Genomic DNA, 19,195 nt, shown 5'->3' on the forward strand with positions numbered 1-19,195 from the left:
ACATATGCTTGGAAAAGCGAAGGGTGGACTTTGCTCACCCCTTTGGCGCGATACCCTCGTCGATCGCCCCGCGCGCTTCGGGCGACGACCAGTCATAGCCGCCTGCCACGCGCCACACCTCGCGACCGCTCGCATCGTAGAGCACGGTGATCGGCAGGTTCGCCCCGTAGGCGAAGCCGAGGCGGTTGTCGGGATCGAGCCAGGGTTGAAGATTGGCGAAATCGTTCTTGGCGAAGAACGGCTCGACCTTTTCGGCCCCTTCCAGATCCTGGCTGACGGTAACCACCCTCACCTTGCCGCCGAGCTCGGCTGCGAGTTCGTCGAGCTGCGGCATCTCCTCGATGCAAGGGGCGCACCATGTCGCCCACAGATTGAGGAGCACCGGCGTACCCTGCAGTGCCCCCAGATTGAGCGCGTTGCCGGAGGGATCGGTGACATTCTGCGTCGGCATGAGATCGCCCGCATGGCTGCGATCGATTTCGGCCTTAGTGGAGGTCTTTTGCGCCGCAGTAGTCTCGGTTTGTTGCGGGCCGTCGGAAGTCTGCCTATCGCAGCCGGCGAGCAGCAACAAAGACAAGGCGGCGATGGACGAGAAGCGGGACAATTCGGCCTCCAATGCGATGTGGGGCGGCAGGTTCGCCGAAGGGCCTAGCGCGATCATGCGCGAAATCAACGCCTCTATTCCTTTCGACAAGGCGCTGTGGCGCGAGGATATCCGTGCGTCGAAGGTCCATGTCGCGATGCTCGCACGTCAGGGGATCGTAACGTCGGACGATTCCAATGCGATCACGCAGGGGCTCGACACGATAGCGAGCGAATTCGAACGCGATGGCGTACCTGAAGACTGGGATCTCGAAGACATCCACATGACGGTCGAAAGCCGCCTGACCGAACTGATCGGTCCGGCTGCTGGCAGGCTGCATACCGCCCGCAGCCGCAACGATCAGGTCGCGACCGATTTCCGCCTGTGGGTTCGCGCCGCCAACGAACGCGCGCTGGCGGGATTGGACGCGCTGCAACAAGCGCTCGTCACCCGCGCGGGCGAGCATGCCGATAGCGTCATGCCCGGTTTTACCCATCTGCAGACCGCGCAGCCCGTGACGTTGGGTCATCATCTGATGGCCTATTACGAGATGACGCGGCGCGACGTTGCCCGGTTCGCGGCGGCGCAGGAACGGCTTGCCGAATGCCCTCTGGGCGCGGCGGCACTCGCCGGAACGGGCTTCGACATCGACCGGGATTTCACCGCTACGGAGCTCGGTTTTTCCCGGCCCACGGCCAACAGCCTCGACACCGTGTCCGATCGGGACTTCGCGCTCGACTACCTCATGGCGGCGGCCCAGTGCTCGCTTCACCTGTCTCGTTTGGCCGAGGAGATGATCGTGTGGGCCAGCCAGCCCTTCGGTTTCGCGCGGATGCCCGATGCCCTGTCGACCGGCAGCTCGATCATGCCGCAGAAGAAGAACCCCGACGCGGCCGAGCTCGTGCGCGGCCATGCGGGGCGCATCGTCGGCTGCGCGACGGCATTGATGGTGACGATGAAGGGCCTCCCGCTCGCCTATTCGAAGGATATGCAGGACGACAAGCCACCGGTGCTGGAGGCGGCGAACCTGCTCGACCTGTCTCTGGCCGCGATGACCGGCATGGTCCGTGGATGCACCTTCCAGACCAAGCGAATGCGCGCGGCGGCGGAACTCGGCTTCGCGACCGCGACCGATCTTGCGGACTGGCTGGTGCGCGAGGCAAACATTCCCTTCCGCGAGGCGCATCATATCACCGGGGCGGCGGTCAGGCTCGCCGAAGAGCGCAGCATAGCGCTCGACGCGATACCACTGGCGGACCTACAGGCGATCGACACGCGGATCGACGAGCGGGTATTCGACCACCTCACCGTCGATGCCTCTGTCGCCGCGCGGGCCAGCTATGGCGGGACCGCACCCGATCAGGTAAGGCAGCGCGTCGCCGAGGCGCGCGCTGCGCTCGGCATGGAGGAATGATGCGACGTCCCGCCGCTACCGTTGCTTTGGCACCCACCGCGCTGGCGCTTTGCGCCTGTGCCCAGCAGACAGACCTGCGCCCGCTGGCCGGGCACGATCTGCCCCTTGCGCCCTATGGTGCCGTGGTGAAGCCGGAACCGGCGGAACTGTTGGAACTGCCGCCGGTCGCCGCACCCCAGCGGGCGGTGGAACTGCGCACGCGCTCGGAAGAGCGCGAAGACGATCCTTTCGATCTGCCGCCCGAATAATGGACCATTTCTCACTACGCGACGGCGTGCTGCACGCCGAAGATGTGCCTCTGCCGCGGATTGCGGAAGAAGTCGGCACGCCCGTCTACGTCTATTCGCGCGCCACGCTGGAGCGCCATGCGCGCGAGTTTCGCGCTGCGCTGGACCAGCTTGCCGACTCGCTGATCGCCTTCGCGGTAAAGGCGAACCCGAACCTTGCCGTGCTGAAGGTCTTGCAGAAGCAGGGCTTCGGTGCCGACGTGGTCTCCGGCGGCGAGATGCGCCGCGCGCTGGCCGCCGGAATCGCGCCCGACAAGATCGTGTTCTCCGGCGTGGGCAAGACGCGCACCGAACTCGAGCTGGGGCTCGACGAGCGGATCGGCCAGTTCAACATCGAATCGGTCGAGGAAGGCCGGGAACTGGCGGCGATCGCCGCAGCACGCGGGATCGCCGCGCCTGCCTGCCTGCGCATCAACCCCGATGTCGATGCGAAAACGCATGAGAAAATCTCGACCGGCAAGGCAGAGAACAAGTTCGGCGTACCGCTGATCCTAGCGCGCGAAATCTTTGCCGAGCTGGCCGCATTCGACGGGCTGAACCTGCGCGGCGTGGCGATCCATATCGGCAGCCAGATAGCCGATCTCGCCCCGCTCGAAGCCGCGTTCGCCAAGGTTGAATCCCTCGTCAGCGACTTGCGCGAAGCCGGCCACCGGATCACGCATGTCGATCTGGGCGGCGGGCTCGGCGTACCTTATCGCAAGGGCGAAGTGCTCCCCTCCCCTGCCGAGTACGGCGCGATGGTCGCGCGCGCCACGAAGGGGTGGGACGTTCGCCTGACGTTCGAACCCGGTCGTCTGATCGCCGGCAATGCGGGGGTGTTGCTGACCCGGGTCATCAGGGTGAAGCGGGGCGGCAACGGCGCGCCCTTCCTGATCGTCGATGCCGCGATGAACGACCTCGCCCGCCCGGCCATGTACGGTGCCTGGCACGACTTCGACGCCGTGACGCCGAGCGGCGAGCGGATGACCGCCAATATCGTCGGGCCTATTTGCGAGACCGGCGACACCTTCGCCACCGACCGCGACTGCGACGCGCTGGTCGCCGGCGATCTCGGGGTGTTTCGCACCGCCGGGGCCTATGGGGCGTCCATGGCGAGTTCGTACAATTCGCGCGGTTTCGTGCCCGAGGTGCTGGTCGATGGCGAACGCTATGCCGTCGTCGCGGACCGGATCGATGCCGCGGCGATCATGGAGGCCGAACGCGTGCCCGACTGGCTCGCCTGATGGGCGCGTGCCATGCATAGCCTGCCGCTGTTCCATCGCATCGCGGGGACGCGGGTGGTAGTTACCGGCGACGAACCGATGGCAGGGGCGAAGCGGCGCCTGGTCGAGCGCGCCGGGGGTATCCCCTGCCCGGAAGAAGAAGCGGACAAGGTGAGGATCGCCTTCGTGGCGATCGATGATGACGACGAGGCGGAGGCCACGGCCTCCCGCTTGCGGGCGAAGGGCCTGCTGGTGAATGTCGCCGACCGGCCCGACCTGTGCGATTTCACCACCCCAAGCATGCTGGACCGCGACCCCGTGATCATCGCGATCGCGACCGGCGGGGCGTCGGCGGGACTGGCGAAGCATCTGCGTCTGCGGATCGAACAATTGCTGCCCCATACGCTCGGCCTCCTCGCCGCGCGACTTGCCGGATCGCGCGATGCCATTCGCCAGCGCTGGACCAATCCCGACATGCGGCGCTTCGCGCTCGACAATGCGCTCGCCCAGGGTGGCCCGCTCGACCCGCTGGATCCCGGGTCCGCCCAGCGGGTCGCGGGCTGGGTACGCGGCGATAGCAATCTGCCGCATGAAACCGTCCACACGTTCCGGCTGCGATCGACCGATCCGGAGGAGCTCACGCTGCGCCAGGCGAGGCTGCTCGGAACCTGCGACACCCTGCTCCACGATCCGGCCATTCCGCCTGCTATCCTGGATCGCGCGCGCGCGGATGCCGTGCGGGATGTCCTTCCCGCCGCGCCGCCCGAGGAAGGCCTGACGGTAATCCTGCGGCTGCATCAGGAAGAGGAGTCGGCGACCTCGCCAATCTCCGCGAAATAGCGCGCCATGGCATCCGCCGCCCCGTCGCTGAGCGCGATATAGGCGCGGCGGCGATCGATGGTGTCGGCGACCCGCTGCAACAGGCCGTCCTCCGTCATTTGACCGATCCAGCGCAGCGCGGTGGTGGGCGGCACGCCACTGGCAATACACAGGCTGGTCACGGACACGCGCTTGTACTCCGCCCGCGCGGCAGTGAGGTCGAGTAATATGTCCCACGCCGGATCAGCGAACAACGCGCCGTCGAAAAAGCGCCCGCGCGCCTGCCGCTGGCGAATCATCCGCCGCACCAGCCGTGGATCGGGTAGCGAAGGCCGGGTGCGACGGACCAACCGATCACCCTCATTATTTCCCGCTTCGCTTTCGGCATTGAAGGAAATGGCAGGCGAGCGCACCGTCAAGGTATCCAGCCCTCCACTCTCGCCGCTCGTTTGCTGCGCGAGCCGTTCCACCTGTTCGGCGAGGCGCAGCATCGCGATGCGGTCCTCTTGCGAGAAATCGCGCACCCTTGCAGAAGATGGTCGTGCCAGCGCCCGACCGATCGCGGCCAATCGCTCCCCCCGCGACGGCTCGACCAGCAGGATCGGTTCCGATCGGTCGAGGCAGGCGAATACCTCCTCCAACGCGCCGATCGACGTCGATACCACCAACGCGATACCTGCCTGGAACACCGCATCGTCGATCCGTGACAGCGCCGCCAGCCGGGCCGCGTTGAGCGCGGGACAGTCGAGCACGACCACCGCGCCCTGCAGCGGCCCCAAATCGGTGGCGAGGTCCCGGAGCGCCACTTCACCCGCGATACCGCATCCGACGGCGAGCAGGTCCTCGACCAGTTCGGCGCGCACATGGGCGCGATCGGCAAAGATCGAAACACTGGCCGGGCCGACCGCGGCACGCGCGGTGGGCGCATATTCGAGCGTGAGCCGTTCCATCATCTTTCCGAATCCTCTTGCCGATACATCGGAACATATAAGGAACACTACGGAGCCCGAGTCAAGTCAGGGGACAATCTCGATCGGCGTGCCCTCGGGCACCAAGGCGTAAACCTCCTCGATCTCGGCGTTGGAGAGCGCGATGCAGCCATCGGTCCAGTCGCCTAGCATACGGCCCAGCGGCAGGGCGTTGGGCTGCCCGTGGAGGTAGATGTCCCCACCGGGATTACGTCCCCGTGCGGCGGCGTAGGCGCGATCGGCTTCGTTCGGATAGGAGACGCGCAGCGACAGGTGATAGGCGCTTTGCGGATTGCGCGCATCAATCGTGTAGCGCCCTTCCGGGGTGCGCTCGTCGCCTTCGAAATGCTTGTGGCCGAGAGGCGCGTCGCCGAATTGCAGGCCGGTATAGCGCCGCACGGCGCGACCGTGATCGTAAAGGACCAGCGTCCGGTCGGACTTGTCGACGCGGAGGAAGTCGACCTGCGGCTGCGCGATTTCCTGCGGCGGTGAGGTTGGCGCGCAGGATGCTAGAGCCGCAGCCGACAGTACTGCGAGAAGCCCACCCCCAGCCCCTCCCGCACGCGGGAGGGGAGCGAGCCTTGCCAGCTTGCTGGCTAGGCGCAGCGGGGTGGGCATCACACCATCAATCCTCGAACGGATCGCGCATCAGGATGGTGTCGTCGCGCTCCGGGCTGGTGGAGACCAGTGCCACCGGCGTCTCGATCAGTTCCTGGATGCGCTGGATGTACTTCACCGCGTTCGCCGGCAGGTCGGCGAAGCTGCGCGCGCCCGCGGTGCTTTCGTGCCAGCCGTCCATCTCTTCGTAGATCGGCTCGACCGCCGCCTGGCTCGCGGTATGGCTGGGCAGATAGTCGTAGACGTTGTTGTTGAGACGATAGCCGGTGCAGATCTTCACTGTGTCGATCCCGTCGAGCACGTCGATCTTGGTCAGCGCGATGCCGGTGACGCCGCTGATCGCGCAGGTCTGGCGCACCAGCACCGCGTCGAACCAGCCGACGCGCCGCTGGCGTCCGGTGACGGTCCCGAATTCATGGCCCCGCTCGCCCAGCCGCTGGCCGATCTCGTCGTCCAGCTCGGTCGGGAACGGACCGCTGCCGACGCGCGTGGTGTAAGCCTTCACGATGCCCAGCACGAAACCGGTCGCGTTCGGACCCAGCCCGCTGCCCGCCGCGGCCGTGCCGCTGACAGTGTTGGAGCTGGTGACGAAGGGATAGGTGCCGTGATCGACGTCGAGCAGAACGCCCTGCGCGCCTTCGAACAGCACCTTGGCCCCGGCCTTGCGCACCTTCTTCAGCCGCTTCCACACCGGCTGGGCGAAGCGCAGGACGAAGGGCGCGATCTCGGCCAGGTCTGCCTTCAGCTGTTCGCGATCGACCGGCTGCTGGTCGAAACCGGCGCGCAGCGCGTCGTGATGCGCGCACAGGCGATCGATCTGCGGATCGAGCTGGTCGAGATGGGCGAGGTCGCACACGCGGATCGCGCGCCGACCCACCTTGTCTTCGTAAGCCGGGCCGATCCCGCGACCGGTGGTGCCGATCTTGCCCGCGCCCGCCGCGCTTTCGCGCAAGCCATCGAGGTCGCGGTGTAGCGGCAGGATCAGCGGGCAATTGTCGGCGACGGCGAGGTTGTCGTCGTTGATGGCGACGCCCTGCCCCTCCAGCTTCTCCACCTCGTCGCGCAGCGCCCACGGGTCGAGCACCACGCCGTTGCCGATCATCGACAGCGTGCCCGACACGATGCCGCTGGGCAGCAGGCTGAGCTTGTAGGTGGTGCCGTCCACCACCAGCGTGTGCCCGGCATTGTGGCCGCCCTGGAAACGCACGACGGCATCGGCGCGGCTGGCCAGCCAATCGACGATCTTGCCCTTGCCCTCATCGCCCCATTGGGCGCCGATAACGGTGACGTTAGCCAAAGCGCTGTTCCCTGTTCCTGCGAAAGCCGCCCGCGCCCTAGGCGCTTAGCACCCCCCCGGCAATGCGGATCGCATACCGCGCCGCCTTAGAAATCCTACAGGATGGAACACATGGAACAGTGTCCTGGCGCGGAAAACATGCCCGGTCCGATGCGGAGAACGGGTGTTCGGCGCGCGAAGGGAAAAGAGAGGATGCATCGCCTTCGTTGTGCCAGCGCCGTCCGGGGTAGGAAAGTACGGACCCGACGCGGCGGCGCGGCGTTGATCGGGCAAAAGGAGATACCATGACCGATTACCCTACCCTCACCCTCAACGACGACCGCCAGATCCCGCAGCTGGGCTTCGGCACCTATCAGATTCCCGACGACAAGGCCGACGAGGCCGTGAAGATCGCGATCGACACGGGATACTGGCTGGTCGACACGGCCAAGGTGTACGAAAACGAACGCGGTGTCGGCAAAGGCGTCGGCGACTGGTCGGATATCTTCCTCCAGACCAAGATCTGGAACGAGGACCAGGGCTACGACAAAACGCTGAAGGCGGCGGATGGCAGCCTGGATCGGCTCGGCCGCGATCATGTCGACATGCTGCTGATCCACTGGTCCTGCCCTGACGACGAGCTGTTCGTCGACACCTGGAAGGCGCTGATCGAACTGCGCGATCAGGGCAAGGCGAAGTCGATCGGCGTTTCGAATTTCCGCGAGGAAGACCTGAAGCGGATCGTCGACGAGACCGGTGTCGTGCCTGCGCTCAACCAGATCGAGCTGCATCCGACCTTCCAGCAACGCCAGCTGCGCAAGGTGCATGACGAGATGGGCATCGTGACGCAGAGCTGGTCGCCACTGGGCCAGGGCGAAGGACTGTCCAACGACACGATCAAGCAGATCGCGGACGAGACCGGGCAACCGGCCAGCGCCGTCATCATCAGCTGGCACCTGCAGCACGGTCTGGCCCCGATCCCCAAATCGGCCAGCCGCGATCATATCGAGGCCAATTTCAAGGCGCTCGATTTCATACTGACCGACGAACAGATGAAGCGGATCGACGAGCTCGACAGCGCCAGCGGGCGGATGGGGCCGGAACCGTCCAAGATGCGTATCTAGCCGCTTGACCGTCCTATGGCGGCATGACACCCATCGGTTTTTCCGAAGGGATCGTCATGCCGCTTCTGAGCGCCCTCGCCCTCGCCGCCGTAACGGTCGCGTCACCGCAAACCTTGCCCCCCGCGCCGACTGCCGATCCCGTCTCGATTGTGGATGCGGCGGCGCAGACGCGCGGCGATCGCACACCGGTGCTGGTGCTGGGCAGTGCGCATCTGTCGTCCCTGCCCAAGGATTTCGACCGCACGCGGTTCGATCCGCTGCTTGATCGGCTGGCGAAATGGGCACCGGAAGCGATCGCCGTGGAGGGCCTGTCGGGCCCGCAATGCGATTATCTGCGTGAATATGCCTTCGTCTACACCGATACGGCCGAGACATATTGCCCGGACGCCGGTCCGGCCCGAGAGGCATTAGGGCTGAGCGGCGCCCAAGCTGAGGAGGAGGCGCTCGCGCTGCTGGACGCAGCCACGCGCGAACCGGCTACGCGGCGGCGGCTGGCGGCGCTGTTCCTGGCCATGGGCGAACCCGAATCGGCGATCGCGCAATGGTGGCAATTGCCCGAGGCGGAGCGGCATGCGGGCGACGGGCTGACGCCCGATCTGGTCGCGACGATCGAAAAACAGTCCGGCAAGTCGAGCGAGAGTGTCATCATCGGATCGCGGCTGGCGGCGCGATTGGGCCTCGACCGGGTCTATCGCGTGGACGATCACACGGGCGATCGCGCGGGCCGGGTGGCGGATGAGGAAGCCTATGGCAAGGAGCTGCCCGAAATCTGGAACAGTCCCGCGCTCGACGAACGGATCGCGCGGATGAATGCGGAAAGCGCCGCGCTGAACGACGGATCGATGGATGTCGTCGCCTATTACCGCTCGCTCAATTCGCCGGACGCGCAGCGTCTAGCGATGGCGACCGACTTCGGCACGGCGGCGGGGTCGACCCGCTACCCCGCCACCGGGCGCGCCTATCTCGCCTATTGGGAAACCCGCAATTTGCGCATGGTCGCGAATCTGCGCGAGGTGATCGGCCCGGGAACGCGGACGCTCGCCATCGTCGGCGCCAGCCACGTTCCCTATTACGACCGCTATCTGGGCATGACGAGCGATGTCGCGATCGCCGATACCCAGGCAGTGCTGGCAGGGGACTAAAGCCGCGTCGGCTCGGCACCCGCCAGGCGGTGGGTGCAACCCAGCGCGCGCGGATCGTCGCCCTCCGTCAGAGCATTGAGCGTGCGCCAGCCTTCCGCCCGCAACCGCCGCGCGACGGCGGGATCGTGGTCGGTCGGCAGGAACAGCATGTCGCGCGCCGGAGCCGGCGGAAGCGCGGGCAGCAAGCGGTCGAGATAGCAGGTGAAGCCGGTCGCCGCCTCTCCCGAACGCTGCACGCGATAGGTCCCGCCGCGCGCAAGTGCGCCGCTCGCTCCGGCGCCATAGGCGGTGAAGCCGAACCAGCTGTAATATTTGAACCCGTGCCGCTCGGTCGGGTCGAGCGTGACGCGCGCGCGCCCTTCCAGGCTCTTGGCCAGTTTCTCGATCCCCGAGATGCGGCTGGCGAGCGCGCCGCCCGCATCGATCGCGCGCAGCCGCTCCAGCGCGGTATCGACCGGGCCGGTCGCGTGGATCAGCGGCAGGTAGGTTTCCCCGCCCGCCGCGACGAGCCCGCCCGCATCCTTGCTGTCGAGCTCCACCTTGACTGGCTCGATCCGTTCGGGAGCGAGCGGCATCGGCCCGGCGGCCAGCGTATCGACGAGATCGGGCAGCGTCAGGTCGATGGTCAGGCCCTGCGCTCCCATCGCCTCCAGCGTTTCGACCGCCAGCGACAGGATTTCGGAAATCGCCTCCAGCGTGTCCGCCCCGACCAGTTCGGCCCCCAGCTGCAAACGCTGGCGTGCGGGGTCGAGCTGATCTGCGCTGAGCGCGGCGACCTCGCCCGCATAGCACAGGCGCAGGGGGCGCGGCGCTTGCGACAGGCCGGTATCGGCGATGCGCCCGATCTGCGGGGTGATGTCGCTGCGCACCGCCAGCGTGCGCAAGCTGGCCGGATCGACGAAGCGGCACAGCGTGCGCGCACTCTCGTGCCCCATCCGGCCCGCCAGCGAACGCTCGAACTCGATCAGCGGCGGACGCACCCGGTCGTAACCGTGCGCGTCCATCGCATCGAGCGCCTCGCGCTTCGCGCGCGTGATCGCCGCCGCCTCGCGCGGGAGGCGATCTTCGAGGCCGATCGGCAGCAGGTCTTCGGGTTCGGTCATGACACTCCCACCGTCCCCCGACCGCTCGCCCTGAGCCTGTCGAAGGGCTGTCCTTTCTCTTTGGACCGCCGCTATAGGGAAAAGCGGTCCTTCGACAAGCTCAGGACGAGCGGGGTCCGATCAGAACGCCACCGCCTTCACCGTACGCACACCGGGCACCTGGCAAGCCTGGTCGATGACCTCCTGCGGGATCGGCTGATCGACGCTCAGCAACAGCACCGCCTCCCCGCCGGTCTGCCGCCGCCCGAGGTTGAAGGTGCCGATATTGATGCCGCTATCGCCCAGCAGCGTACCGATCCGACCGATGAAGCCCGGCGTATCGTCGTTCACGATATAGAGCATGTTGCCCGCCAGCTCCGCCTCGATCCCGATGCCGAAGATCTCCACGAGGCGCGGCGCGCTGGACCCGAACAGCGTGCCGGCAACCGACCGATCGCCGCTGTCGGTCGCCACGGTGACGCGCACCAGCGTGTTGTAGGCGCCCTCGCGCGTGTTGCGGATCTCGCGCACCTCGATCCCGCGCTCCTTCGCCAGATACGGCGCGTTGACCATGTTCACGCTCTGCGAATAGCGCGCCATCAGCCCGGCAAGCACGGCGGCGGTGATCGGCTTGGGATTGAGCTCGGCCGCGTCCCCTTCCAGCTCGACGCTGATCTTGGGCAGATTGCCATGCGCGAGCTGCCCCACCAGTGAGCCGAGATTTTCTGCCAGCGCCATGTAGGGGCGCAGCTTGGGCGCTTCCTCGGCCGAAAGGCTCGGCATGTTGAGCGCGTTGGTGACGCCGCCATTGACCAGGTAATCGGCCATCTGCTCCGCCACCTGCAGCGCGACATTGACCTGCGCCTCGGTGGTGGAAGCGCCCAGATGCGGGGTGCAGATGAAGTTGGGAGCGCCGAACAGCACGTTGTCCTTGGCCGGTTCCTGCGCGAACACGTCGAGCGCCGCGCCCGCGACATGGCCGCTTTCGAGCATGTCCTTCAGCGCCGCTTCGTCGATCAGCCCGCCGCGCGCGCAGTTGACGATCCGCACGCCTTCCTTGGTCTTGGCCAGGTTTTCCCGGCTGAGGATGTTGCGCGTCTCGTCGGTCAGCGGGGTGTGCAGCGTAATGAAATCTGCGCGCGCAAGCAGCTCGTCCAGCGTGACCTTCTCGATGCCGAGTTCCACGGCGCGATCGGGCGTCAGGAACGGATCGAACGCGATCACCTTCATCCGCAGGCCCTGCGCCCGCGCCGCGACGATCGAGCCGATATTGCCCGCCCCGATCAGGCCCAGCGTCTTGCCGGTGACCTCGACCCCCATGAACGCGCTCTTGGGCCACTCGCCCGCCTGCGTACGGGTATTCGCCTCCGGAATCTGTCGAGCGAGCGCCATGATCATCGCGATCGCATGCTCGGCGGTGGTGATAGAATTGCCGAACGGGGTGTTCATCACCACCACGCCCTTGCCCGACGCATGGGGGATATCGACGTTGTCGACCCCGATACCGGCGCGGCCGATGACCTTCAGATTGTCGGCGGCGTCGAGGATATCGGCCGTCACCTTGGTGGAGGAGCGGATGGCGAGGCCGTCATATTCGCCGATGCGGGCCTTGAGCTCTTCCGGCGTCTCGCCGGTAATGACGTCGACCTCGCAGCCGCGCTCTTCGAAGATACGCGCGGCGTTGGGGTCCATCTTGTCGGAAATGAGGACTTTGGGCTTGGTCATGATGTAACCTCGATAGAATAAGACCGCTCATCCCGAGCATGTCGAAGGATCGTCTTTCACCTTCGACGGGTCTTCAGAAGGAAAGTACGGCCCTTCGACAAGCTCAGGGCGAGCGGGAGACGGCTAGCTGAGCTCTGCCCAGGCCCAGTCGAGCCAGGGGCCGAGCGCCTCGATGTCGGCGGCGTCGACGGTCGCGCCGCACCAGATGCGCAGACCCGGCGGCGCGTCGCGATAGCCGGCGATGTCGTAGGCGGCTTCGTGCTGCTCCAGCAGGGCGGCGAATTTCTTGATGAAATCCGTGTCCGCACCCTCGACCGTCAGGCACACGCTGGTGTTCGACCGGCTGGCGGGATCGGCGGCGAGGTGGCCGAGCCAGTCGCGATCCTGCACCAACTTGTCCAGCGCCGCGGCGTTGGCGTCGGCGCGGGCCTTCATCGCGGACAAGCCGCCCAGCGATTTCCCCCATTCCAGCGCGAAGATCGCATCCTCCACAGCGAGCATGGACGGAGTGTTGATCGTCTCGCCGCGGAAGATACCGTCGATCAGCTTGCCGCCCTTGGTCAGGCGGAACACCTTGGGTAGCGGCCATGCGGGGGTGTAGCTTTCCAGCCGCTCGACCGCGCGCGGGCCCAGGATCAGGACGCCGTGCGCACCCTCCCCGCCCAGCACCTTCTGCCAGGAGAAGGTGAGGACATCGGTCTTGTCCCAGGCGATGTCCTGCGCGAACACGGCGCTGGTCGCATCGGCGATGGAGAGCCCCTCGCGGTCGCTCGCGATCCAGTCGCCATCGGGCACGCGCACGCCGCTGGTGGTGCCGTTCCAGGTGAAGACGACATCGTGCGACCAGTCGACCTGCGCCAAATCGGGCAATTGCCCGTAATCGGCGCGGATCACGGTGGGGTCGATCTTCAACTGCTTGAGCGCGTCGGTGACCCAGCCTTCGCCGAAGCTTTCCCACGCGATCGTGGTGACGGGGCGCTGGCCCAGCATGGTCCACATCGCCATCTCGACCGCGCCGGTATCGGAGCCCGGCACGATGCCGATCAGGTGCGTCTCCGGCACCTCCAGCACGTCGCGGATCAGGTCGATGCAATGGGCGAGGCGCGCCTTGCCCAGCTTGGACCGGTGCGAGCGGCCGAGCGATTCGGTGGCGAGTTTTTCGGGGGACCATCCGGGCGGCTTGGCGCACGGGCCGGACGAGAAGAACGGACGCGCAGGCTTGCGCGCCGGGGGGGAGGTATCAGTCATGTATTCTCTCCTTGCAGAGAGCGCGCGCGGCGTTGGGACCGCGTGGCCCGTCGGCGCAAGTGGTGGAGCGCGACCCTTGAGTCAAGCGCGCATGCGGTTGCATCTGAAACCGCATGCGGCCACGGTGTCTCGCGCTTCCCAAGCCAGCAGGGCGGCGATATGGCGCGAGGTCACATGCATACCACCGATCTTCGCGTCGCGCTGTTCAGCGGGAACTACAATTACACCCGGGACGGGGCGAACCAGGCGCTCAATCGCCTGGTCGGCTACCTGCTGCGGCAGGGCGCATCGGTGCGCGTGTATTCGCCCAAGGTGGAAAACCCGGCGTTCGAGGCGACGGGCGAACTGGTGAATGTGCCCAACGTGCCCCTGCCGGGGCGTGGCGAATATCGCATGCCGCTGGGGCTCAGCCGCGCGGTCCGGCGCGATCTTGCCCGGTTCGCGCCCAACGTAGTCCATCTGTCGAGCCCCGATCCCAGTGGCCATGCGGCGCTCGCCTGGGCACGGGCCAGCGGCATTCCCGCGATCGCCAGCGTCCATACGCGCTTCGACACCTATCCGCGTTATTACAAGCTGGGCATGATGGAGCCGCCGCTGCGCGCCATCCTGCGCCGGTTCTACGGCCGTTGCGACGCGGTGCTCGCGCCGACCGAGGTGATCCGGCAGGACTATCTAGCGCAGGGCATGAACGACGATATCCGCATCTGGGCGCGCGGGGTCGATCGCGAGATTTTCGATCGCGAACGCCGCGACCTGGCCTGGCGCCGGTCGCTCGGCATCGCGGACGACGAGGTGGCGATCGGGTTCCTGGGACGGCTCGTGCTGGAAAAGGGGCTCGACCGGTTCGCGGACGTCACCACGGAACTGACCCGGCGCGGGGTTCCGTTCCGCGTGCTGGTGGTTGGCGAGGGTCCAGCCGGGGAGTGGTTCAGCGAACGTGTCCCCAAGGCGCGGTTCGCAGGGTTTCAGACCGGAGCGGACCTGGGCCGCGCGGTCGCCAGCATGGACGTACTGTTCAATGCCTCCATCACCGAGGCGTTCAGCAACGTCACGCTGGAGGCGATGGCCTGCAGCCTGCCGGTGGTCGCGGTGGATACTACGGGCAGCAACCACCTGGTCCTGGATGGCGAGACGGGGCGGATGATCCCGCCCGACGACACCGGCGGGTTCGCTGACGCACTGGAAGCCTATATCCGCCAGCCGGAGCTGCGCGCAGCCCACGGGGCCGCGGGCGAAAGGCACAGCCACAAATGGGCCTGGGACCCCGTGAACGAAGCCGTCGTCGAAACCTATCGCGACATGATCGAGGCCCGGCTGATCTGATCGCCGCCGGGCCTCGCCATGAACATAGCAGGTGAGACCGTTAGCGGTCCTGCCAGTCGAATGTCAGTGGGGCCTCGCGAAAGGCGAAACGGTCGAGATGTTCCGCCACGACCCGCTTGAGCATTTCCAGCTGGCCTTCCTCGCTGGCGGTTATCGTGCATTCGAGCGTGTCCGGTTTCGCGGCGAGCGAGAGCACTCCCTCGCCCGCCCACGAACCGCCGCGCCCGTCCGAGGGGAAGGTTACGCGGCCCGCCTGGCTGTCGTATTCGACAGCCAGGTTGTGCGACCAGTGCTTGCAGAGTTGCTGCAGGTAACGCGACCCGGCAGCGGTCGGAACATGCGCTGTGGCGGTGACAGTCATAGCCGCTCGATCGCGCGTGCGGCGTCGTCGATCAAGTCGACCAGCCGATCCAGCCTCTCGCCTTCCAGCTCGCCCTGATGGCGATGGAGGCGAACCGCGTTGCGCAGGTTTTCCATGGCGCGATGGACGCGCAGATTGGGCGATCCGTGCTGTTCGTCGCCCACGGCGGACAGACGCTCGAACAGGGTCCGAACCTCCTCTTCGCGCTCTTCCAGCTCGGCATGGCCCTGCGCGGTGGCGGCGAACGCCTTGCGCGGGCTATCGTCGTCGCGCTCCTCGATCAGGCCTTCGTCGGCGAGCAATTGCAACGTCGGATAGACCGCGCCGGGGCTGGGCGCATAGGTCCCCCCGGTCAGATCCTCGACCGCCTTGATCAGCTCGTAGCCGTGGCGCGGTTCGTCGGCGAGCATGCGCAGCAGCGCCAGCCGGAGCTCGCCCTGCCCGAACATGCGCCGCCGGCGGCCGGAACGGTGACCGCCTCGCCCGCGATCGCCACCGAAGGGCCCGCCGGGTCCGAAGGGACCACCTGGCCCGAAGGGGCCGCTGGGGCCGAACGGACCGCTCGGGCCGAAGGGACCGTCGGCACCGAAAAGACCGTCCGCGCCACCGCTCCAGTTCCAGCCGGAGCCCTTGCGACCGCGGCCTCGTCGCCCATCCTCGCTGCGCTCATCATTGCATCTGGTCATGGTATATTCCTTTTCACTATTAGAGATGCACTAAGATATATCGTGATGTGTCGAAGACAAGTCCAATTTGGCGGCCTGCCGCAAAATGTTTGCGCGCCTCCGTCGAACCCGAGGCGAACCGACGTCCCTGTCCGTCCGGTGCGGTTCGCGAGTGGGTGGGAAAGTGCCGGCATGCGACCTAGATAGGCTTGCGATGGCCGATCTCTTCAACGACGATCCACCGCAAAGCGCCGCACCCGCCGAGCCGCGCGAGGGCGCGCCGCTGGCCGACAAGCTGCGGCCGCGCGCGCTGGACGAGGTCGTGGGGCAAGCCCACCTGACCGGGCCGGAGGGCGCGATCGGGCGGATGGTCGCCGCCGGTCGCCTTTCCAGCATGGTGCTGTGGGGACCTCCCGGCACCGGCAAGACCAGCATCGCACGTCTGCTCGCCGACAGCGTGGGCATGCGCTACGAGGCGATCAGCGCGGTGTTCTCGGGCGTCGCCGATCTCAAGAAGGCGTTCGCCGCGGCGGACAAGGCGGCTGAGGCGGGACAGCGCACCTTGCTGTTCGTGGACGAGATTCACCGCTTCAACCGCGCGCAGCAGGACGGTTTCCTCCCCTTCGTGGAACGCGGCACGGTAACTCTGGTCGGCGCGACGACCGAAAACCCCAGCTTCGAGCTGAACGCCGCGCTGTTGAGCCGCGCGCAGGTGCTGATCCTCCACCGGCTGGATGCCGAGGCGCTGGGAGAACTGCTGGACAAGGCCGAGGCGCTCGAAGGCCCCCTCCCCCTGACCGGAGAGGCACGAGCCGCGCTGATCGCGAGCGCGGACGGCGACGGGCGCTTCCTGCTCAACCAGGCGGAAACGCTCTACGCCGCGAAGATCGAGCAACCGCTCGGCCCGGGAGAACTCGGCCAGTTCCTTCAGCACCGCGTGGCGGTGTACGACAAGGACCGCGAGGGGCACTACAATCTCATCAGCGCGCTGCACAAGGCGGTGCGCGGGTCCGATCCGCAGGCCTCGCTTTATTATCTCGCGCGCATGCTGGTCGCTGGGGAGGAGCCGCTGTTCCTCGCCCGGCGGCTGATCCGCATGGCGGTGGAGGATATCGGCCTCGCCGACCCGCAGGCGCTGCCGCAATGCGTCGCGGCGAAGGACGCCTACGAATTCCTCGGCAGCCCGGAGGGCGAGCTGGCGCTGGTGCAGGCCTGCCTCTACCTTGCCACCGCACCCAAATCGAACGCCGGCTACAAGGCGCAGAAGGCCGCGTTCCGCAGCGCGAAGGAGACGGGCAGCCTGATGCCGCCGATGAACATCGTCAACGCGCCGACCAAGCTTATGAAGGATGTCGGCTACGGCAAGGGCTACACCTACGACCACGATGCGAACGAGGGGTTCTCCGGCGACGACTACTGGCCCGCCGAAATGGAGCCGCAGACCTATTATCGCCCGGTCGGGCGCGGTTTCGAGCGCGAAATCGCCAAGCGCCTCGAATACTGGGACCGGCTGCGGCGGGAACGCGCATGACCCGGTTCCGCCACTTCCTCGCCGTGGACTGGTCGGGCGCGGCGGGTGAACGACACAAGGGGATCGCGCTGGCCATAGCCGAGGCGCGGGGCGGGCCGCCGGTGCTTCTGCCCGGTCGCCCGAGCTGGTCGCGGACCGATGTGCTCGCAGCTTCGCTGGACCTGCCGGAAGATACGCTGGTGGGGGTCGACCTAGGAATATCGCTGCCCTTCGCCGATTGCGGGGCGTTTTTCCCGGGCCTCCCCGAAAGCCCGCCCGATGCGCGATCGCTGTGGGCTCTGGTTGACCGGGTATGCGCGCAAGACGATCATCTTGCCGCGTCGGCGTTCGTCGACGATCCACGCTTCGCCCCGTATTTTCGCCGCCATGGCGGTCGCGAAGGCGAACGCTTCCGCTGTGACGACGCCGCGCACGGGCGCGGTCGCTTTCGCGTGACCGAGGCGCGGCAGGCGGAGATGGGGTGCAAGCCCTACTCAAACTTCAACCTCGTCGGCGCGGCGCAGGTGGGGAAGTCGAGCCTGACCGGCATGCGCGTGCTGCACCGGCTCGGCGACCGGGTGCCGGTGTGGCCGGTCGATCCGCTGCCCGACAGCGGGTCGGTAATCGTCGAGATCTACACCGCTCTCGCCGCGCTGGAGGCGGGGCGCAGTGCCTCGCGCTCGAAGATGCGCAGCTACGAGGAACTGAACGGAGCGCTCGCCACACTGGGCTCGCCCACTCTTGCCCAGACCGGCCCGATCGACGATCACAGCGCCGACGCGCTGCTCACCGCCGCGTGGCTGAGAAAGGTCGCGGGCGAACCCGCACGCTGGAACCCGGCGGGGCTGACGCCCGAGATCGCCCATACCGAGGGCTGGACTTTCGGCGTCGCCTGATCGAAAGGCGCTGTTCAGTGCCGGCTTAGCTCAGGTGGTAGAGCACCTGATTTGTAATCAGGGGGCCGCGGGTTCGAATCCTGCAGCCGGCACCAAGATCTCCGCAAGCCGCAGACGTGACGTGTTCTGAACCGTTGCGACGAACGCCGGACTATCGTATTCCATGAAATCGATGCGCGCGACACGGTGAATCTCCCTGCCGTAGCACGGGCCCGCCGGTCCGGAGCGCGATGCGAGGGACATGGGAGTCCTCGCCGCGCATCACCCCTCCCGTTTGCCTCCGCTAAGGTCGCCCGTTATTGATATTGCCGCGGCGCGCGCGACACGGTGATGTCTGTAGGCCGTAGCACGGGTTTTCGATCCGGAGCGCATTGCGGGAGATTACAGGCCCCGCCGCGCGCCGCATCCTGGCTCGCCGGGAAGAGCGCCCCGATTGGGTGGGCCTCTTACTCGTCCAGTAACTGATTTCCTCTCAAGCTCGTCCTAACCCCGCCCGCGATAGCTTGCCACGCCCTGATCGGGCACCCAGAGCCCCTCGGGCGGGGCGGCGGTCTGCCAGAACACGTCGATAGGGATGCCGCCGCGCGGATACCAATAGCCGCCGATCCGCAGCCAGCGGGGCTTCATCTCTTCCGCCAGCCGCTGGCCGATACCGACCGTCACATCCTCGTGAAACCCGCAATGGTTGCGGAAGGAGCCGAGGAACAGCTTCAGGCTCTTGCTCTCGACGATCGTTTCGCCGGGCGCGTAATCGAGCACCAGATGCGCGAAATCCGGCTGGCCGGTCACGGGGCACAGGCTGGTGAATTCCGGCGCGGCGAACCGCACCAGATACAGGCTGCCGGCCCGCGGATTGGGGACGTAGTCCAGCTCGGCCTCTTCCGGCGAGGCGGGCAGCGGGCTCGATTGGCCGAGAAAACGGGGAGTGCCTGTGTCGCTCATGCGCCGCATG

19 protein-coding genes and 1 tRNA gene are annotated in these 19,195 nt (G+C 66.8%); 10 read left to right on the forward strand and 10 right to left on the reverse strand.

The features are described from left to right. Positions 1 to 34: 34 nt before the first annotated feature. On the reverse strand, positions 35 to 451 hold the full coding sequence (locus F7D01_RS02745; protein ID WP_371819671.1) for a TlpA family protein disulfide reductase: 417 nt from the start codon (positions 449 to 451) through the stop codon (positions 35 to 37). 169 nt (positions 452 to 620) lie between these two features. Here F7D01_RS02745 and argH point away from each other — a divergent pair, with 169 nt between their 5' ends. Genes argH through F7D01_RS02765 form a run of 4 tightly spaced genes read left to right on the forward strand, consistent with a single transcriptional unit; the run spans position 621 to position 4,326 of the window. Then, complete coding sequence (gene argH / locus F7D01_RS02750; RefSeq protein WP_215229630.1) at positions 621 to 1,997, forward strand: argininosuccinate lyase; 1,377 nt, start codon at positions 621 to 623, stop codon at positions 1,995 to 1,997. Beyond that, positions 1,994 to 2,245, forward strand: a complete 252-nt coding sequence (locus F7D01_RS02755) for a hypothetical protein (protein ID WP_251567006.1) — start codon at positions 1,994 to 1,996, stop codon at positions 2,243 to 2,245. Before argH ends, F7D01_RS02755 begins: the two co-directional genes overlap by 4 nt. After that, positions 2,245 to 3,507, forward strand: coding sequence for a diaminopimelate decarboxylase (gene lysA / locus F7D01_RS02760; protein ID WP_215228734.1), 1,263 nt, complete (start codon positions 2,245 to 2,247; stop codon positions 3,505 to 3,507). The genes F7D01_RS02755 and lysA overlap by 1 nt, the downstream gene beginning before the upstream one ends. A 12-nt stretch (positions 3,508 to 3,519) precedes the next feature. Then, a complete protein-coding gene (locus F7D01_RS02765) occupies positions 3,520 to 4,326 on the forward strand; it encodes a bifunctional precorrin-2 dehydrogenase/sirohydrochlorin ferrochelatase (protein ID WP_215228735.1) in 807 nt (268 codons plus the stop codon). Here F7D01_RS02765 and F7D01_RS02770 read toward each other — a convergent pair. The 3 genes from F7D01_RS02770 to F7D01_RS02780 form a co-directional block, all read right to left on the reverse strand. Next, complete coding sequence (locus tag F7D01_RS02770; RefSeq protein ID WP_251567008.1) at positions 4,284 to 5,258, reverse strand: MarR family transcriptional regulator; 975 nt, start codon at positions 5,256 to 5,258, stop codon at positions 4,284 to 4,286. The two genes, F7D01_RS02765 and F7D01_RS02770, sit on opposite strands and share 43 nt — an antisense overlap. A 63-nt stretch (positions 5,259 to 5,321) precedes the next feature. After that, the gene (locus F7D01_RS02775; protein ID WP_215228736.1) at positions 5,322 to 5,891 is read right to left on the reverse strand and encodes a murein L,D-transpeptidase family protein; all 570 of its coding nucleotides are present in this window, start codon (positions 5,889 to 5,891) and stop codon (positions 5,322 to 5,324) included. Between the two features lie 7 nt (positions 5,892 to 5,898). Further along, complete coding sequence (locus F7D01_RS02780; RefSeq protein ID WP_215228737.1) at positions 5,899 to 7,188, reverse strand: adenylosuccinate synthase; 1,290 nt, start codon at positions 7,186 to 7,188, stop codon at positions 5,899 to 5,901. 284 nt (positions 7,189 to 7,472) lie between these two features. Between F7D01_RS02780 and F7D01_RS02785 the strand changes: the two genes are divergently transcribed. Both F7D01_RS02785 and F7D01_RS02790 read left to right on the forward strand, forming a co-directional pair. Beyond that, on the forward strand, positions 7,473 to 8,291 hold the full coding sequence (locus F7D01_RS02785) for an aldo/keto reductase (protein ID WP_215228738.1): 819 nt from the start codon (positions 7,473 to 7,475) through the stop codon (positions 8,289 to 8,291). A 23-nt stretch (positions 8,292 to 8,314) separates the two neighbouring features. Further along, on the forward strand, positions 8,315 to 9,433 hold the full coding sequence (locus F7D01_RS02790; protein WP_251567010.1) for a DUF5694 domain-containing protein: 1,119 nt from the start codon (positions 8,315 to 8,317) through the stop codon (positions 9,431 to 9,433). Here F7D01_RS02790 and F7D01_RS02795 read toward each other — a convergent pair. The 3 genes from F7D01_RS02795 to F7D01_RS02805 form a co-directional block, all read right to left on the reverse strand. Then, positions 9,430 to 10,536, reverse strand: coding sequence for an ATP phosphoribosyltransferase regulatory subunit (locus F7D01_RS02795; protein WP_215228739.1), 1,107 nt, complete (start codon positions 10,534 to 10,536; stop codon positions 9,430 to 9,432). The two genes, F7D01_RS02790 and F7D01_RS02795, sit on opposite strands and share 4 nt — an antisense overlap. Before the next feature lie 120 nt (positions 10,537 to 10,656). Beyond that, positions 10,657 to 12,240, reverse strand: a complete 1,584-nt coding sequence (gene serA, locus F7D01_RS02800) for a phosphoglycerate dehydrogenase (protein ID WP_215228740.1) — start codon at positions 12,238 to 12,240, stop codon at positions 10,657 to 10,659. A 123-nt stretch (positions 12,241 to 12,363) separates the two neighbouring features. Further along, positions 12,364 to 13,488: a phosphoserine transaminase gene (locus F7D01_RS02805; protein WP_215228741.1), complete on the reverse strand. Its 1,125-nt coding sequence runs from the start codon at positions 13,486 to 13,488 to the stop codon at positions 12,364 to 12,366. 174 nt (positions 13,489 to 13,662) lie between these two features. On the opposite strand from F7D01_RS02805, the gene F7D01_RS02810 reads away from it, so the two are divergent. Continuing rightward, complete coding sequence (locus F7D01_RS02810; RefSeq protein ID WP_215228742.1) at positions 13,663 to 14,811, forward strand: glycosyltransferase family 1 protein; 1,149 nt, start codon at positions 13,663 to 13,665, stop codon at positions 14,809 to 14,811. Between the two features lie 40 nt (positions 14,812 to 14,851). On the opposite strand, the gene F7D01_RS02815 is transcribed toward F7D01_RS02810, so the two are convergent. Both F7D01_RS02815 and F7D01_RS02820 read right to left on the reverse strand, forming a co-directional pair. Next, positions 14,852 to 15,172 (reverse strand): DUF2218 domain-containing protein, encoded by a 321-nt coding sequence (locus tag F7D01_RS02815; protein ID WP_215228743.1) that lies wholly within the window; start codon positions 15,170 to 15,172, stop codon positions 14,852 to 14,854. Next, positions 15,169 to 15,858 carry a PadR family transcriptional regulator gene (locus tag F7D01_RS02820; RefSeq protein WP_215228744.1) on the reverse strand — a complete coding sequence of 230 codons (690 nt, stop codon included), beginning with the start codon at positions 15,856 to 15,858 and terminating at the stop codon, positions 15,169 to 15,171. The genes F7D01_RS02815 and F7D01_RS02820 overlap by 4 nt, the downstream gene beginning before the upstream one ends. 193 nt (positions 15,859 to 16,051) lie before the next feature. On the opposite strand from F7D01_RS02820, the gene F7D01_RS02825 reads away from it, so the two are divergent. The 3 genes from F7D01_RS02825 (at position 16,052) to F7D01_RS02835 (ending at position 18,338) form a co-directional block, all read left to right on the forward strand. Then, positions 16,052 to 17,368: a replication-associated recombination protein A gene (locus tag F7D01_RS02825; RefSeq protein ID WP_215228745.1), complete on the forward strand. Its 1,317-nt coding sequence runs from the start codon at positions 16,052 to 16,054 to the stop codon at positions 17,366 to 17,368. Continuing rightward, the gene (locus F7D01_RS02830; RefSeq protein ID WP_215228746.1) at positions 17,365 to 18,243 is read left to right on the forward strand and encodes a hypothetical protein; all 879 of its coding nucleotides are present in this window, start codon (positions 17,365 to 17,367) and stop codon (positions 18,241 to 18,243) included. Before F7D01_RS02825 ends, F7D01_RS02830 begins: the two co-directional genes overlap by 4 nt. A gap of 19 nt (positions 18,244 to 18,262) precedes the next feature. Then, positions 18,263 to 18,338 (forward strand) — tRNA-Thr (locus F7D01_RS02835). 388 nt (positions 18,339 to 18,726) lie between these two features. Here F7D01_RS02835 and queF read toward each other — a convergent pair. Then, entirely contained in the window at positions 18,727 to 19,185 is a 459-nt protein-coding gene (queF, locus tag F7D01_RS02840; RefSeq protein ID WP_215228747.1) for a preQ(1) synthase, read from the reverse strand. Between the last annotated feature and the right edge of the window lie 10 nt (positions 19,186 to 19,195).

Origin of the sequence: Erythrobacter sp. 3-20A1M (genome assembly GCF_018636735.1) — a bacterium.
Taxonomy (GTDB): Bacteria; Pseudomonadota; Alphaproteobacteria; order Sphingomonadales; family Sphingomonadaceae; genus Alteriqipengyuania.